This window comes from Leptospira terpstrae serovar Hualin str. LT 11-33 = ATCC 700639 (genome assembly GCF_000332495.1).
Classification (GTDB): domain Bacteria; phylum Spirochaetota; class Leptospiria; order Leptospirales; family Leptospiraceae; genus Leptospira_A; species Leptospira_A terpstrae.
Genome location: NZ_AOGW02000023.1, coordinates 113,759 through 130,413 on the forward strand (window position 1 = coordinate 113,759; position 16,655 = coordinate 130,413).

Consider the following 16,655-nt stretch of genomic DNA (forward strand, 5'->3'; position numbering starts at 1 on the left):
CGATGCTTTTTTCTTCTGATAGGGGCTAAATGTCGGGAACTGGGCACTTCCTGCCAAATTCCTTCTTCTTCCCGCCCTAAGGAAACTTCCAGTCTGTCGAACAGAGGCTTCCTTAGGATCATTGAGAATTTCGATCAAATAGGCTACAAAAAGGAAATTTCTAGAAACACGATGCGAAATTAGGTTTCGCACTTCTCACAGGGACCTGACCAAATTTCGCCACAGAACCGAAAGGGTGGCAATGCCTTGGTCCCCTTTCCCAGTTTTTCCAAGGATACTTGTAACAACATTTTTCTTAAAGATTCCCGAAGATACGGTGGCCGTAATTGGGCATATCTCACAAATGACTCCCCGCTGCCAGCCCGAAGCAGGGCATGCCCTCCTCCGGTCGCCCTGGAGCGAACACTAGCTGCCCTGACGAGAACAGCCATAGAAGAGTGAACTTTGGTTAGGTGACTTGTTTTCGGCAATTACTCAGGCGACAGTGTTTTTAGTTAATTGCCTAATTTTAGGCAATTCAAATGCGGCGGAGTGAACTATCCATCCCAGCGAAGCCCTTCTTCGAGGAAACACCCAATAAATGCTTAAAAATGGTCATTTTTTGCAGGAGGACCATTATGTCCCTAAATTGCTTGGATTCGAGAAATGGCCCTGTGGTGCACACAGGAGGAGATTGAGAAAAGACTAACTGACTGTTTTAGGACTTTTTAGAAGTAGATTTAGAGGAAGACTTCCCCTTCTTTACAGGACTTGTGGGTTTGGATGTACTACGTTTCGTCTTAGAACGACTCGATGGTTGTTTTTTTGCTGATTTGTGACCTGTGCGATCACCAGAAGATTTGTCTTCTTCTCCGGCCAGAAGGTCACTGGGGACCCTTCCATTGCGTTTGACCATGTAGATGAAATGTCGGACATATTGAGTATATGGCTCATGGATGGACTTTGGATCGAAGTTCTTAGGATCCTGCAAGAGCTGGTTGACCACAGCGATTGGGAGATCGTCCTTACTGGTTGCCATGAGAATTTCCAATCGTTTGCAGATCTCCGAGTCATTGACTTCAGTAGAGAGTTTTCGCATAGCATTGAGGAATTTTTGGAAGGCAACTCGCTTCGGCTGAGACATATCCCCAGAAAACCAAAAAGTCCTGGGCTGGCAATCGATTTTACAGAGAAATGCTCTGGCCCTTTCTCAAAAACTATAGATGCTTTGCTGATTCCCGATGTTTGGATTTTGGAAGAAAATCCAGTCTCTTTCACGGATCCCTCCGCAATCGCTGAAACTTCAGTGAAAATGATTCTCCCTAGAGGAGACTCATCGAAAGAAATGTAGTCTTCTGTTAGTTGGTTTTCTTGTGGAGAGATTTTTTCGAAAGTAAGTTCCGTATTGTCCGGAACCTTTACCTCAAGAACCAAACCATCGCGAAGCTCAATAGGAGTGAGAAGTTCGTCAGCAGGAATGATGACGGGAAGGTCGGACTCGTTTGCAAAAAGACCCGACATAGGAAATATAAAAAATACAGAGAGCAAAACCAATAGGGTGCTCTTTTGCAACTTTTGTGCCAGATTTTTTAAATTTTCCAAGAAAAACATAGGATTAACCTCAGTTTTCATCGAAATCATAGAAAAATAAAGCTTTTTTTAGAGGATTTTGGCTATTTTTTGATGATTTGCGAACGCACTCGAAGTTTCCATTCCCACAAAACAATTTCATGTTCGAGGTCTTGGGCAGTTTCCTGTTCCTTCGCAAGGAGGGCATAAATCATATGGGAGATTTCTTTTGAAAATCCTGAGTCCAATTCTTTTTCAAAATCTTCCACACGATATTCCAAAATCAGCACTGCCAATCGAAAGGCTTCCGTCATTGCAATCAGCTGAGGTTTGACTACATCCAATTCTGGTTTTTTTAATTCGTTTTTGATCATTACATCCAAAAAAGTTCGGATGAACATGACATCATCGGAAGAGAGGTGGAAATCCAAAAGGAGCTGTTTTACTTTATCCAACTCCATAGCTCGGAGGTGGATCCTTGCCAAAAACACGGGGTTTTCGCTATAGGTGTTGAGGTTTTGGTTTTTAGCAACATCAGTCGCTCGAACCTTGTCATAGTCGACCACTCCCTTGTCTTTGGACTCATCAGTTTTGGGGGACTGAGATTCTGCGGAAGTATTGATCCTTTTTTTGATCACAAGGATATTCATACTAGGATAGCGGATTTTAAAAGAAACCATGTCCGATCTAGGAATTTCTTCATCGACCACTAGAAACTGGGCATGTTCTCCCCTCTCCCAAGCGGCCATTAATTCTTCTTTATTCTTATAATGGTAAATGACTACGGGGAGGACGTCGCTTAGGCTTCCTGTCCCCAAATAAATGGTTTTGATTTCGTTGGAAAACCCGTGTTGGTAAGGGATGACCAGTTTCCCGGCTTTCACGTTGACAAAGGAAAGTTCTCCTAAATGGAAATGGGAAACATCAAAATCGTCCCCAAAAAAACCCACCCGAGGGACATTGACCACGATGGAATTATTCCTAGCACCTTTGGGAACTTCCGGGCCGGTGTCAGTGAAAACAACGTAGGTCAGCTTGGAAAGTCGGACTTTGACGAGAAAACCGGCAGGGGTCTTCCGCTCTTCGTATACAGTATCATCCATCTTTACATTAAACCAAGTTGTTTCATTTTATATTGGAGGGATCCCCTCGAAATACCTAAGGCCTTTGCCATTCGGATTTGGTTGCCAGAAAAGATCCGCATAGCCAGAAGAATCTTCTGCCTTTCTAAGGCCTCTGTTCCACGCCGCAAGTCTAAATCTTCCGCATCGGGAATCTCTAAATCCATCTTAAATTTCCCAGGTTCCAAATCTGCCGGCTCCACTTGGTTCGTCCGGCAAGTCAAAATCCCAGTGAGAATTGCATTTCGTAAGTCCGTAAAATTTTCTGAATAGGATCTAGATATTAATTCCTGCAAACTCTTTGCCCCTAATTGCAAACCCGATCGGTTCTGAGAATCACATAATTCTTCAAATATGGCCTGAACCAAAGTTTGCAATTTTGCTTTGGGAAGGAACCTGAGGGATGGTAGTACCAACGAATTTTTCCTTAAAAATCTTTCAAATTCAGGTAATAATTCTTGGCCCATTTCTTCGGGTCCTAGCAGGAATAAAGATCCAGAATACCCGGATTTGAACCACCAATCAGAAAGGATTTGTTGTTGCCCTAAGTTAAGCGCCTGGACTCCAACAAGGACCAAACTTCCAAACCTAGACTCTTCTCCCCAAAGGGCGAGGGCTTTTTCCAACTTCCCAAAATGGTCCGGCAAGGATTCTACCACTAAAATAGGTGCTCCCGGTAACTGGGTTTGGTGAATCCATTTGGCCAATGTTTTTTTCCCAGAACCAGAAGGTCCGAGAATGGTAAGGATTTTTTGTTTCGTAAATTCCGAAGTTGCTAGATCCAAATTGGGAATTTCAGAGCGGTATAAAGTATGTGAATTGTCTGAAGTCGGTTTTTCAATACTCACCATATCCTTTTGCGTTTTACCCCATTCGTTCCCAATTTTTTCTGCAAAAAATGTTAGAAAAATTCCTGCAGGAAAAGGAAGGGATTCATCCATTTCCGTAAGTAAGAATCCAATTTCTGTCTGTTTGGATCGAATCCGAATGGCCATCGCATTTGTTTTTTTACCAAACAACTCAAACTCTGAACCAGAAAAAAATACTGGTTCCTGGGAGTGCATTAACTCTTCCCAGTGCAGAGAACCACGATTCAAAAAGGAATAATAAAATCCATCTTCTCCATATCCAAAACTCGCAGATTCATAAAATGAATCTTCCTTCTCGACCTTTAGGACAACCACACCAGCGGAGAAACCAAGCTCTGTACATAGCCCTTCCCACAATTTGGGTAGGACAGAATCCATCCAATCCTTGCCTGTTTTTTCAGAGGCAAGTAGGGAAATGGCTTGAGATGGCATGCTATGAAACTGTTTAAATTTAATCACTTTGTCAAGTACGTACCTATTTGAATGTCGGATGTCCGACCAAAAGAAAGGAGATAGTTTTTGCTAATTTTCAGTATGTCGGATGTCCGACAATGAAGAGAGAAGAGACCAAAAAATCCTTTTTTTGCTCCATTCTAAAAATACAATTGATCCCAAATTTTCGGCAGGAAAGCATACCATTTGGGAAGGGAAAATAGAGATAGATGATCACCATTGCAGTTGCAAACCAAAAAGGCGGAGAAGGAAAAACGACTACTTCTTTGAATCTTGCCATGGGGTTGGCCCGTCGCAATCTTAAAACCCTACTCATTGATATGGACCCTCAGGCCAATTCTACGGGAATTTTTCTGAATCCAGAGACAGTTGAAAAGGATCTTGCCCACCTCTTTCAAAATTCTGCCAGCCTTAAAGAAATCATCACCCCGGCATATAACGAGCATTTGTGGGTAGCGCCATCTAGCATGCGTTTGGCGGAAATGGAAACAGTTTCTGTAAACTCTGTGGAGGCTCCTTATATATTAAGAGACTCCCTTGCCGCCATCAAAGAATTTGATTTTGTGATTATTGACTGCCCCCCATCTCTTTCCATTTTCACAGTGAACAGTCTTGTGGCCGCAAACTACGTCCTCATTCCCCTCCAGGCAGAAAAATTCTCCATGGATGGAATTATGGGCTTACAACAAACCATCTCTTCGATCAAAAAAAGGATCAACCCGGAGTTAGAAATTTTAGGAGCTCTCATTACCCAGCTCAAACCCCAGACCCTACTCACAAAAACCATCCTTCCCGTTTTAACCAAATACTTCCGAATTTTCGAACATACCATTTCGGACGGAGTGGCGATCGGAGAAAGCCATCTGGCAAAAAAATCTGTTTTCGATTACAACAGGACCTCTCGCCAGTCTCAAGAATATGAAGGTTTTATAGAGGAGGTTTTAAATGAGCTTAAAAAGTAAACGCCTCGGAACTCTCGCCGACATCTACCAAGCGGAAAATTTGGATGGGACCATTCGAACCATTCGGATGGACAGGATCTTACCTTCCGAACACCAACCGAGACAGGAAAGAAAAAAAGGGATCGAAGAGCTCGCACAGACCTTAAAGGTCGATGGACTTTTACAACCGATCATTGTCTCCAAAGGGGAACGGGAAGGTCATTATAAAATCATTGCCGGGGAAAGAAGATACCATGCGGCCAAATCGCTCGGCTGGATCGAAATTGAATGTAAAATTCTAAATCGTCCTGACAAAGAAATCTATAAATTAGCCGTCATTGAAAACCTACAAAGAGAAAACTTGTCCCCCTACGAAGAGGTGGATGCCCTACTTTTTTTGAAAAACTCCCACAACTACACCGATCAGGAGTTAGGTGACCTTTTTGGAAAAAGTCGCAGTTATATGACGGAAGTCCTTTCCATTACCTCGATGTCTAAAGAAGACCTCGATAAATGTAAAAAAAATGAAATCTACAATAAGAACCTTTTGGTCCAAGCAGCCCAAGCTGCAAAAAAAGGAAGCCTCGACGATTTTTTAACCCTCTTCCATCAAGGGGCTTTGAAAACGGTGAGGGATGCAAAAGATTTTAACAAACAGATGAAATCGGGTGAACCGAATGCGGCAAAAAACTCCTTATTTTCTGGTTACAAAATCAGAAGGACAGGAACAGGGATTCAGATTTTGTCGGATGACGAAATTTTACTCGGAGACATTTACAAATTCGTTCGTAAAGAATTGGTAAAAAAATACGGAGATTCGGCATAACCCAGACAAGTACTAAGCAGTCAAGTACTTAGGAAAAAAATTTTTAGTACAGCTCAGGAAAAATGCTGTACGAACTTGACATCTGCCGGAATCCGACAATAATGTGACATAATAAAAGTGATTTGAGTTTGAGCAGGCGTTTCTTGTAATCCAAGAGACGGGGGATCTGTAGTATCCCAACCCGAAATATAAAAAAATTCCCCTGGAACACCAGGGGGTCGGGGTTTCCCGAAGGAATGTTGTTGGATGAGACATAATTAACATTATGTCAGATAATGTCAACTCCTTCGTAAAATTTGCTTAAATTTGGTTTAATTTTTGCAGAAAAGCGGAGGAGCTTTTGTGAGCGACCAGCGGCATCCCTATATCCGACTGATGACCGACATCATAGATTCTGGTGTTTGGGCTGGCCTATCCCATGCGGCCAAAACACTCTACCCGGTCTTATTGAAATTCAGTGACTACAACTTCAAACCAGTTTGGCCCAATACAGAAACATTGATGAGGCTTACCGGATTCAAAACTAAAAAATCCATTGTATCTGCCAAAAAAGAACTCACCAGGGCGGGCCTACTCTACCAAGTCCCCGGTAACGGACGAACTTCCACCCGGTATCACTTTTCCTTCCATTATGAGGGATCCAGAATTACCCCTCTGGGGGATACAAACATAACCCTCAGGGATTCCGAAACGGAGACCTCTGGGGGTTCGAAACTTGCCGGAAAGGGGGGTGCTGACGGAACCCCTAACCATATTAATATAACTATATCTAATACAAACAATCTACCTGCGGTGCCCGCATCAGGGGAATTAGGCAAAGAAAAGGAAGAGAAAAAAGCATTCGAAACTTTGGTGGAACTCTTTGGACCTGAGATTGCGCTGGAAGCCTATAAAAAGGCGGTCTCCTTGCATATGGAATCAAACGTCTCCTATGTCCAGTCTCTCTGCCGAGAGCTGGTCTCTATGCAAAGAAAGGAAGTGCTTAAAACTGGGCAGAATGTTTCTACTGAAGAAAGTCTATCTCATCCGGCTTCTTGGGCAGGATTTTTATCTTGGGCAAGCAAGGAGTTGACCCAATCTTCTTGGAACCAACTCGGCAATGTGCAGGTAGAAACAGATGGGAATGTGATTATTGTGATTTCCCCCCTACAGGGACATTTACGCCAAATCGTGAATATGTATTTTACGGAACGAGTGAAACCCGCGGTCCTTGTGGTATTTTCAGAAAAAGAAGAAGGATCGCGCCTCAGTGAAATTCGATAGACTGGAAAGAAAAACGGTATTTTTTGGAAGGAATCAGAATCAAAAAGCGCAATGAAAGATCATTTAATCCGCACAAGCCACCCCTACTCATTACCGATCAAATCAGTTTCCACTTCGGGAACCTTCGAAGTCAAAAACGAAGAATTTTTATCCTTTTTTGAAGAAAAGGAGCAGTCCTCTCTATCCTCCATCATCTTTAAATTTGATGATGTTGTATATTTTAATGGAATCGAACTTTTGCCTGGGAAAGATGGTTTGGACTTTTTTCCCGACTCTTTCCGATTTGAATTGTCTCATGATGGAAAGTATTGGGAACCAATTTTGCAAGAGTCTTCCTTTCGTAAGTCCTTCAAAACTTCGGCTAAATGGCTTTTTTCTCTTACTAGCGCCCGTTATGTGAAGTTTGTTTCCAAAATTTCAAGAAAAGCCAGTAACGGGAAAAACCGGATTAGTTTTGGTCAATTGAAGATACAGGTTACCGGTGTCCAATCCATCCAAGCAAGTTCTGAGTTGGACCGTCTGTATGTGAAAGAAAATCTTTTTGATACAAGGCCTGATTATGGATGGTCTTCCAAAAAGAAAGAAGAACCAGAAGAGGAATATTTAATTTTGGATATGGGCTCTGTGAACCGCATTGAAGAAATGCGAATGCTCACAAAAAATGATCCAATCACAAATTTCCCAGAGAGATTTTTAACCTATTATAGTGAAGATGATATTACTTGGCACCAACTACATGAAGAGAACTTCTTTTTGTCAGAACCTGGCACTTGGTATAAATGGCGGTTTCCTGCAGTCAACTTACGATATTTAAAACTGGTATTTATCCAAGAAAAACAACCAAACAAAAAAGACTACATTACGGAAGTCATAGAACTTGAGTTATACTCTAGTGCAGATAAAAAAGATTCCGGAGGTCCGACGAGAGAACCACTCCCCTATGCTTCAGTGCTTCGTTCGGGAATCATTCGCCTTGCAGTGGATGGAGAAGTCAAAGAAGGTGTTGTGGTTCAGGCTAATGATAGACGTCTCCGTGATGCAACGACGGAATACCGCGGAATTGTGGAATTGGCTTCAGACGGAGAAGAAAAACCAGGAGTGGCTGTTCAAGGAAATGATAAACGCCTAAAAATCGCCACTGAACTCACCCATGGCCTGGTTCGGTTGTCAAGAAGTGGGGAAGCGCGACCAGGGCTTGTGGTGCAATCAGATGATGAACGTTTGCGAAGTGCCTCCACCGACCATCCCGGTATCGTTGAGCTCGCGTTAGATGGCGAAACTCGTCCTGGAGTAGTAGTCCAAGGAAATGATTCTCGTCTTCGTGTTGCCACGAAAAAATCCATAGGTCTTGTGCAACTGGCTGATTCTGGAGAAGTGGCTGTTGATAAAGTGGTCACCGGGGATGATCCAAGACTTAGAGATGCCACAAATACTGCCAAAGGGATTGTGCAACTAGCACCTAACGGTGGTGAAGAGCCAAATACCGTTGTCCAAGGAAATGACAAACGTCTCAAACATGCGAGTACGGAGATACATGGGATAGTACAATTGGCCCACTCTGGTGAAACGAAACCTGGAGCTGTAGTCCAAGGAAGTGACAAACGATTGGCAAAGGCTGGATTTCATGATGCAGGTATTGTTTTACTTGCAAATCATGGAGAAGCGGTTCCGGGTAAGGTAGTCCTTTCTGATGATCCTAGATTGTCAGATAAAAGAGATCCGAAGCCACACACCCATCCATATGCCGAAAAAGAACATGATTTTAATTCACATACAGGACTTTTGAAAATCACTGGAGAGGCAGAAGCTTCTTCTAAAGGATTTGTTCCTCCGCAAACAAATGATGCTGTGATTTACGGAAAGAATACAAAAGTAGGAACCGGGGTTGTGGGTGTATCTGCAGGAACTGGAGTTACTGGTTTTGGAGACTCTATCGGTGTGTATGGTTTATCAAAAGGGAAGTCATCCAAACAATCGGCAGGAATCTTAGGTGCCGGAACTACGGCGCCTGGGGGAAGGTTTCTTTCTCAATCAGATTTTGCACTTGTAGTGGATGGAAAAGGAATTCCTGAACTGGAACTTTCTGGATCCGGCAAAGCCATCTATGCCAATGGTGAGTCTTTGTTTGAAGGGAACCTTCGCATTACAAAAGAAGGTGGTGAAGAGTGTATTGCTCGTTACTTTCGATTGGATGGAAAGGATGTAGTAACTGCAGGGGATTTACTGGTGGCAACCGAAGAACCGGGAGTTCTGGGAAGGTCTAAACACCCCTACTCTACAAATGTCATTGGAGTATGTGTCACAAATGCTCATGTGGTTTTTGGAAAACAAGAAAAGGCTGTAGAATATGTTCTTGTTGCCCTTCTGGGAATTACAAAAATGCATGTGGATGCAACACAAGTGCCCATTTATCCGGGAGATCTTTTGGTTTCTGGATTATCCTCTGGTCATGCAGTGAAAGCAGATCCTACAAAATTAAAACCAGGAATGCTTGTAGCAAAGGCGATTGAAGCCTGCAAACGAGACAAAGGGAATATCCTTTGTATGTTAACTTTCTCCTAAAAACAAAGGCAATGGGGTAGGTTTTTTGATAAAACCTGCCTCAATCGCTCGTTTCAAAAGATATTCCACGGCTCCGTGCCCTTCTTCTCCTAAATTTTTTGTGAATTCATTTACATACAAATTAATATGAGATTTGATTACCGCATCATCTTTGTTTTGCGAATTGAAGCGAATGTAATCCATCATTTCTTTGGGTTCTAAGTAAGCGTCGCTAAGGCTTTTTCTTAGATTGGTTTGGAACTGGAGAGCCTCAACTTTTTGTATGTCGCGGCGGATGGCAATGGCGCCTAAAGGAATGGGATAACCGGTAGATTCCTCCCACCATTCTCCAAGATCCACTACCTTTTCCATTCCTCGTTCTTCGTAGGTAAATCTTTCTTCATGAATGATTACACCAAGGCTATCTTCCTCACTCATCACTTTCGGAATGATTTCATCATAACGTAATGCTGTTGGAGTGTGTTTTCCATTCGTATATAAAGACAAAAGTAGGTTAGCTGTAGTTAACATCCCTGGAATGTAAAGTTTTTTGTAATTGGTAAGATCAGTTTTGGAATTCTTCTTTCGGACAAGTAAAGGGCCACAACCTCTCCCGAGAGCCGATCCTGTTTCCAGTAAAATATATTTGTCGATGATTTGAAAGTAGGCGGCAAACGAAAGTTTTGTGACAGGAAATTTACCCTGGAAAGCAAATTCGTTCAGGTTCTCTACGTCATATAATTCTTCTTTTACAGGATAACTGGCGTTACGGGTCAAGTGGTAGAAGAGGAAAGTATCATTGGGGCATGGGGAATAGGCAAGAGATATCATGGACTTAAGAAAAACTCCTTGGTGGGTGTGATCCAGAGGATCCGGATGATTAAAAATAAGAACAAGGTAATCGAAATACCTAGAAATAAACGTAAAAATGGTCTTTTTAGAGCCCCTTCTAGTAATAAGGAAAAAGGCAAAATGAGTGTGAACATCCGGCTTAAGTTATCGAATGATCGCCAATACCCTTCTTCTGCAATGAGGATTACAAACAAACTTCCAAATATCGGAATGAGTAGAGGGATATTGTTGGAAAAGGATTCTTTCAGTGATTGTAAACTGACGACAGAAAGTGCGATAAAAGAGATAAAAAAGAGAATTTTTGGGAACTCTTTTGGTTTGAACTGAAAAGATCCAGCATCGTAGAAACTTTTACAAAAACCGAATAGCGGGAAGTCTGTCATATCCCGAAATCCAAGAGGATTGGTTCCCAAGTGGTTTGGAGGTTGTATCCTGCCGTAAGCCACCAAACAAAGAAATGCGACACCAGGAAGGGAATAAAGTAAAACTTCTCTTCCTCTCTTTTCAAGAAGAGCCTTGTACACAATGGGTATAAGAAATAAGACACCTAACTCGCGAGTGATAACCATTAGTAGAAAAAAGAAAACTGCGAGAAGGTCTTTTTTGTTTTTAAAGAAGTAGAAAGCTATGATTCCAAAGCTGACAAAGAGAGAATCGGCTACAAGAAGTAGATTTGCATTTAAAGAGTAAGGAGAAAATAGATAAAAGACAATAAACCATTTTTTTGATTCTGGAAGTAGAGAGTACAAACAAAAGACGGAGGCGGAAAATGTTAACAGCAAAAACAAAAGAGTGATTAAGGGATAATTGGAAAATCCAACTGCATGGGAAACGGCACCCGCAAAGAGAGAAAGTCCCATTCTGTGAAAGCGGAAATGGTAAGAATCTACGATAAGATCCCAGTCGCCACCAACAAACAAATCTTTTGCGAGAAAATAGAAAAACTGACCGTCGTAACCACCTGATCTGTAGATTACAAATTGTGGATCAACAAGGTTTGGATTGATTTCGTAAAAACCTTCCCAAATCCCAATCAGAGCGGAAAGGGAGTGTTCGTAAGGAGCTGTTTTGAAGTAGATGAGTCCCCCTACTCCTAAAAGGAAAAAAATCAATAAAAACCAAAGTTGGTGCCGTTTCACACTTCCATTTTGCAAAATTTAACAGATTCGAAAAGGAATTTCTCTGGAATTTTACGAAGATTCTGACAGTTTGTATCCAAAGTTGGGGCAAATGAAAGAAGTTCTCGTTACAATCCAAAGTGTTTATCAATATTTAGAAAAACTTGGCCCCAAAAAATCCTTCCAGATTTTGAAAAATCTGGGTTATGAAAAGTTACTTTCGTTAACCGGAAAGGTTCCTAAAGAAAGACTAATAGTTCTTACTCAAAAGTTAAGTGAAGATACTGTTGTGGAACTAGTAAAACAAATTCCGGAAAAGATCCTCGTGGAGATGATTCGCGAGAATGATGACGATGATTTGGTATATTTTATCCACTCCCTGCCCATGGAGGATTTAGCCCTTGTTTCGCGGAGCATTCCTCCACATGATGTAGGGTTACTCGCAAAAACTTTGGGTAAAGAGACCAGTGTAGAAATTTTGAAAACTTTAGGAATTCAAAAGTCCATTGCACTTCTAAAAGAAATTCCAATGAAAGATTTTCTTTGGTTGGTAGATGAAATCCATGTAGGGCCAGTCATCCAACTTGTTAGCGAACTTTCAGTAGCGGATTGTAAGAAATGGATCAAACAACGAGGCCTTGCGGAACTTCCTATACTCGTAAAATTCTTTGGAGTCACCAATGCTCTTGTGATTTTTAAAAAACTGGGGATGAACCAAGCACTAGAAATGATGCATTTACTTGGAACACGAGAAATGTTGGAGTTGTCACTACTGTTGTCGGGGATGCATTTAGAAGAAAAAAATATGCCGGCTCTTACTGTGCTAAAACCAAATGATTTATCATCCGTAAACAAAACAAAACCAGCACCGAAGAAAAAACAAATCCCAAAGAAGAAAAAAACTTCTAAACGCTAATATTGACTTTGGGGAAGTAAATGGTGAATTTACTTCCTTCTCCCATTGTACTTTCTACAAAGATTTCTCCGGACATTTTGTCCACGAGTGATTTAACAATGGAAAGCCCAAGGCCAGTTCCCCCAATTTTTTTATTATCAGAGGATGGGATTCGAAAAAAACGATCGAAGATTTGGTTTTTGTAGTTCGGGTCAATGCCTATCCCTGTGTCTTCAACAGTGATTTCAATTTTGCCATTGGTTTCGCGGATAGAAATTCCAATTTTTCCTTTGAATGTATATTTCAGTGCATTAACATAAAGGTTAGTAATGATTTGTGAAAATTCAAATTTGATTCCCCGTAAGAAAAAGCCTTTTTTGAGTGCTAGATCCCACTCGATGGGTTTTCCTTTGGCAAGGTGAGAGTTCATATGTATAACATCCTCAATCACAGGTACTGGATCAAAAATTTCAATGACCTCGGCTTCTTTGTCTTTTTCTCTAGAGGTGGTTAACTTTAATAGGTTTTCGATTAAAAAACTAAGACGTTTGGCATTTTTATCGATCACTTCTAACATGTTTTTATGTTCGGTGTTAAAAGGTAATGAAGTGTCCGATTTAAAAAATTCCAAATAGCCTCTAATGTTTGTCATTGGACTTCGGAGTTCATGGCTTACGTTGGATATAAATTCGTGTTGCAGACGTTCTTGTTCCTTTCTTTCTGAGTTGGGTCGAAACTGCACTTGGTAGCGTTTTTTTGGTGATAAAAGAATGGATGTAAAACTAATATCCACTTCAAGTTTACTTCCGTCTTTTAACATGATCTCCACATCAGGAAGAGATAACATAGTATCCGAAGAGAGGTCTGTACCAAATCGAAGTTGGTTGGATACTTGGTTTCCAAGAATGATATCTTCGATATTCATTTTAGTGATATCACCGCGAGTATAACTAGTGAGTGACCGAAACTGGTTGTTTGCCTCTAATATACTTCCTGTATCGGCATCGACGAGGGCAATAGCTTCTCTGGAAAATTCAAATAGATATCTATACTTTTCTTCCGAATATTGTAAATCTACGGCAGACCTATCTAGTTTGATCTCTAGAATGGATATTAAATTTTCAAGTTCGGTGATTTCTTCTCTTTGGAGCTCTAACTTTGCATTAAAGGAGTCTAACATTGAGTTTACGAGAACTTTGACTCGGTTGTCTAATTGTAATGTTTCATCGGAGTTGAGTCTTGAGTTGTAGTTTCCTTGCAGGATGTCGAGTACTACGGAGTTCACGTCAACGATGAGGTGTCGCACAGCATTTAGTTTTCTATAGTTAATTTGTGACGGTGCGTGGAGTTTAGTTTCTGTTGGTTCTTGGAAACTACTTAGTTTACGAACATCAAACACTTTTTTTGGTTCTAGTGCCGATAGGATTTCATCAAAATCAAAGGCAGCTTTTACGGCATCTGGTTGTATGACCCTCCGTATCAATCGAAAATAAACATCTTTAAGAAGAGGATTGAGGGTTGTTGCATCTCCCTTATAGGAAAAAATCCCTTTTTGGATGAGAGGATGTGCGTTGAGAAGATTTTTTGTCTCCCCTACTCTAAGATGCGGATAAAAATGAGAGAGTTGTAAATCTTCCCAAAGATTTCCTGTGCTTAGTTGGTTTGTATTTTGTAAAAGATCGATGGCTTTTTTGACTGCAAGTAGGACACCAGAGATTTCTCTTCCAGTTTTTAATACAGCATCTCCGCTAAACGCAAGTAAGGTGGATGGAAAAAAGGATTTGGAATTAAGGATAGGAAGTTCCAGAGTGTTGGCAAAATCTTGAAAGTTCCGAAGGAAAGGGCTAGAAAACGGATCTGACACAAGGCCAAGACAGGATGGTTTTAAAAATTCTTTTTCCTCTAAAAATCCTGGAGTGTCAATGTAACGAACTTTGACCGGATTTTTGGGAGCATACTCTTCTAGGAATTTTTCTGCAAAAAGTCTTTCGACGGAGTATTGGTGCGGAACGGGTAATATGTATGCTTTGTTTCTTGTAAGATCTTCTGGTTTGAATTGGAACCGGGAATAAAAGGAAAGTGGTGAGTGGTAGAGGTAAATTCCTTTATAAATGCGTTTGAGTTTGGATTTTTTTAAGAAACTATCTTGTAAGTAGGCAATGGTTGGGACTTCGCCTGCTTCCACTCGACCAGCGTCAAGTAAGGGCATAATTGCCTTATGGTGAGTATTGACATGAAGTGTTACCTTCACTCCAAATTCTTCAAAGTAACCTTTTTTATAGGCAACAACTACAGGTAAAGAACTAAGGCGACTTGTTATACAAATCTGGATCACATGGCAACAATTCCAAAAATAGGAATCGTTGCCAAATCATTCTATATGGATTTGCCCTTATGTAGAAAAAATCTCTTGGAGGAATTCCGTTGTCCTTTTGGTATACTCCGAAACTTCTTTTTCATCCATAACCTTTGCAGAGAGTAATGAAAGGTCGTAGATGATCCTTGCTAGTTTTTTCCCTTTTTCTGGATTTACACCTTCGAACGCTTGTAAGGCGGATTTTACTAATGGAGATTTCGAATTTACCATTAGAGTATGTGATTTTAGAATGTTTTTCATGTCGTCTCGGTTTAACATCGAGTTCATTTCGGACATTCGTCTCATAAACTCAGGTAAAAGGATGACACCTGGCACATCTGCTGATTTTAAGGCTTCGACCTTTACTTCCACTCCTTCTGTTGGTAAAGAGGTTTGAAACAAGGTTTGGATTCTGTCAGATTCCGTTTTGTTGTCTTCATTTACTAAATCTTTGGAAGCTTCTTTATCAACGATTTGATCTGCAATTTCCGAATCCACTCTTTGGAATTTCCATTCTGGGTTTTTCATTTCCAAGTGTTGGATGAGGTGAGAATCAATTTTGGAATCTACAAGCAGTGCTTCCAGTCCTTGCGATTTCAGAAGTTCCATATAAACAGAACCCATCTCCGTTTCATTTGCGTAGAAGATTTTGTTTTGGTTCTTTTCTTTGTTTTTTTCCCAATATTCCGAAGTGGTTGAGTATCCGCCTTCCGAATTTTTGAAGATTAAATGGTCTTTCATTGCATCATAAAACTTTTCGTCGGTAAGGACTCCGTATTTTACAAACAACGATATATCATTCCAATTTTCTTCATATTTGGTTCTGTTCTTTTTAAAATCTTCGATGAGCCGATCTGCAACTTTTTTGATGATATGGTTAGAAATCTTTTTAACGAGTGGATCGTTTTGTAAATAGGATCTGGAAACATTCAAAGGAAGGTCTGGGATGTCTATGGTTCCTTTTAGAATGGTAAGGAACTGTGGGATCAGTTCACTTGCATTATCACTGACAAAGACATGATTACAAAATAATTTGATCCCATTTTTAGATGCTTCTAATTCATGGGTGAGTTTTGGGAAATACAAAATTCCTTGTAATCGAAATGGATAATCCACATTCAGATGGATATGAAAAAGCGACTCACCAGAAAATGGAAACAAGTAAGAATAAAAATCTTTGTAATCTTCTTGAGTAACCTTTGCCGGTTCTTCAGACCATAATGGTTTTTCTCGGTTAGCTTTTTCCCCCTGCACATAAATTCCGACAGGTAAAAAGTCACAGTATTTTTTGATTAACTCTTTTAGTTTCCATTTGTCTAGGTATTCGCCGGAATCGCCATCTAAGTATAGGGAAATTTTAGTTCCTCTAGATTCCTTTTCTATTGGTGAAATAGTAAATTCAGTCCCTGACTCGCTCGACCACAAAACGGCAGTTTGATCCCTTTTGTAAGATTTAGTTTCGATGGTAACTTTTTTCGAAACCATAAAAGAGGAATAAAATCCAAGTCCAAAATGACCAATGATTTCTGCTTTGTTTTCTGCGTTTTGGTACTGTTTTGCGAAGTCTGTTGCTCCTGAAAAAGCAATTTGGTTGATGTACTTTTTGACTTCTTCTGTTGTCATTCCCACGCCATTGTCTTCAATAGATAGAATTCTGTTATCTACATCAAAGTTTAAGTCGATTTTATAATCATTCCCACCTTCAAATTCTTCTGATAAGGAAATCTTTTTTAACTTTGTGATGGCATCACTCGCATTGGATACTAATTCTCTTAAGAAAATATCTTTCTCTGAATATAGCCATTTTTTAATGATAGGAAAGATATTTTCCGTTTCTACACTGATTTTCCCTGTTTCTTCAGCTGACATATT

General features: G+C 40.6%; 12 protein-coding genes. 5 read left to right on the forward strand and 7 right to left on the reverse strand.

The annotated features are described in order from the left end of the window. Positions 1-697: 697 nt before the first annotated feature. The 3 genes from LEP1GSC203_RS19710 to LEP1GSC203_RS18815 all read right to left on the reverse strand — a co-directional run bounded on the left by LEP1GSC203_RS19710 (position 698) and on the right by LEP1GSC203_RS18815 (position 3,970). Entirely contained in the window at positions 698-1,123 is a 426-nt protein-coding gene (locus LEP1GSC203_RS19710) for a phosphatidylinositol phospholipase (protein ID WP_084765032.1), read from the reverse strand. 529 nt (positions 1,124-1,652) lie between these two features. After that, positions 1,653-2,651, reverse strand: coding sequence for a hypothetical protein (locus LEP1GSC203_RS18810; protein ID WP_039938485.1), 999 nt, complete (start codon positions 2,649-2,651; stop codon positions 1,653-1,655). Between the two features lie 2 nt (positions 2,652-2,653). After that, complete coding sequence (locus tag LEP1GSC203_RS18815) at positions 2,654-3,970, reverse strand: helix-turn-helix domain-containing protein (RefSeq protein ID WP_002975737.1); 1,317 nt, start codon at positions 3,968-3,970, stop codon at positions 2,654-2,656. A 230-nt stretch (positions 3,971-4,200) separates the two neighbouring features. On the opposite strand from LEP1GSC203_RS18815, the gene LEP1GSC203_RS18820 reads away from it, so the two are divergent. The 4 genes from LEP1GSC203_RS18820 (at position 4,201) to LEP1GSC203_RS18835 (ending at position 9,583) form a co-directional block, all read left to right on the forward strand. Next, positions 4,201-4,953 carry a ParA family protein gene (locus LEP1GSC203_RS18820; protein ID WP_002975660.1) on the forward strand — a complete coding sequence of 251 codons (753 nt, stop codon included), beginning with the start codon at positions 4,201-4,203 and terminating at the stop codon, positions 4,951-4,953. Continuing rightward, a complete protein-coding gene (locus tag LEP1GSC203_RS18825; protein ID WP_002975773.1) occupies positions 4,937-5,758 on the forward strand; it encodes a ParB/RepB/Spo0J family partition protein in 822 nt (273 codons plus the stop codon). The genes LEP1GSC203_RS18820 and LEP1GSC203_RS18825 overlap by 17 nt, the downstream gene beginning before the upstream one ends. A 375-nt stretch (positions 5,759-6,133) precedes the next feature. Continuing rightward, entirely contained in the window at positions 6,134-7,021 is an 888-nt protein-coding gene (locus tag LEP1GSC203_RS18830; protein ID WP_002975794.1) for a helix-turn-helix domain-containing protein, read from the forward strand. A gap of 51 nt (positions 7,022-7,072) precedes the next feature. Beyond that, positions 7,073-9,583, forward strand: a complete 2,511-nt coding sequence (locus tag LEP1GSC203_RS18835) for a discoidin domain-containing protein (RefSeq protein WP_002975734.1) — start codon at positions 7,073-7,075, stop codon at positions 9,581-9,583. Here LEP1GSC203_RS18835 and LEP1GSC203_RS18840 read toward each other — a convergent pair. Continuing rightward, positions 9,569-10,393 carry a 1,4-dihydroxy-6-naphthoate synthase gene (locus LEP1GSC203_RS18840; RefSeq protein WP_002975659.1) on the reverse strand — a complete coding sequence of 275 codons (825 nt, stop codon included), beginning with the start codon at positions 10,391-10,393 and terminating at the stop codon, positions 9,569-9,571. The genes LEP1GSC203_RS18835 and LEP1GSC203_RS18840 overlap by 15 nt on opposite strands. Beyond that, on the reverse strand, positions 10,390-11,568 hold the full coding sequence (locus LEP1GSC203_RS18845; RefSeq protein WP_002975668.1) for an AZOBR_p60025 family cell surface glycopolymer formation protein: 1,179 nt from the start codon (positions 11,566-11,568) through the stop codon (positions 10,390-10,392). Before LEP1GSC203_RS18845 ends, LEP1GSC203_RS18840 begins: the two co-directional genes overlap by 4 nt. Before the next feature lie 76 nt (positions 11,569-11,644). Here LEP1GSC203_RS18845 and LEP1GSC203_RS18850 point away from each other — a divergent pair, with 76 nt between their 5' ends. Next, positions 11,645-12,448 (forward strand): magnesium transporter MgtE N-terminal domain-containing protein, encoded by an 804-nt coding sequence (locus tag LEP1GSC203_RS18850; protein ID WP_002975586.1) that lies wholly within the window; start codon positions 11,645-11,647, stop codon positions 12,446-12,448. Here LEP1GSC203_RS18850 and LEP1GSC203_RS18855 read toward each other — a convergent pair. Further along, positions 12,438-14,762 carry a sensor histidine kinase gene (locus LEP1GSC203_RS18855; protein ID WP_002975706.1) on the reverse strand — a complete coding sequence of 775 codons (2,325 nt, stop codon included), beginning with the start codon at positions 14,760-14,762 and terminating at the stop codon, positions 12,438-12,440. The two genes, LEP1GSC203_RS18850 and LEP1GSC203_RS18855, sit on opposite strands and share 11 nt — an antisense overlap. A 57-nt stretch (positions 14,763-14,819) precedes the next feature. Continuing rightward, positions 14,820-16,652 carry a molecular chaperone HtpG gene (gene htpG, locus LEP1GSC203_RS18860; protein ID WP_002975714.1) on the reverse strand — a complete coding sequence of 611 codons (1,833 nt, stop codon included), beginning with the start codon at positions 16,650-16,652 and terminating at the stop codon, positions 14,820-14,822. Positions 16,653-16,655 lie beyond the last annotated feature (3 nt).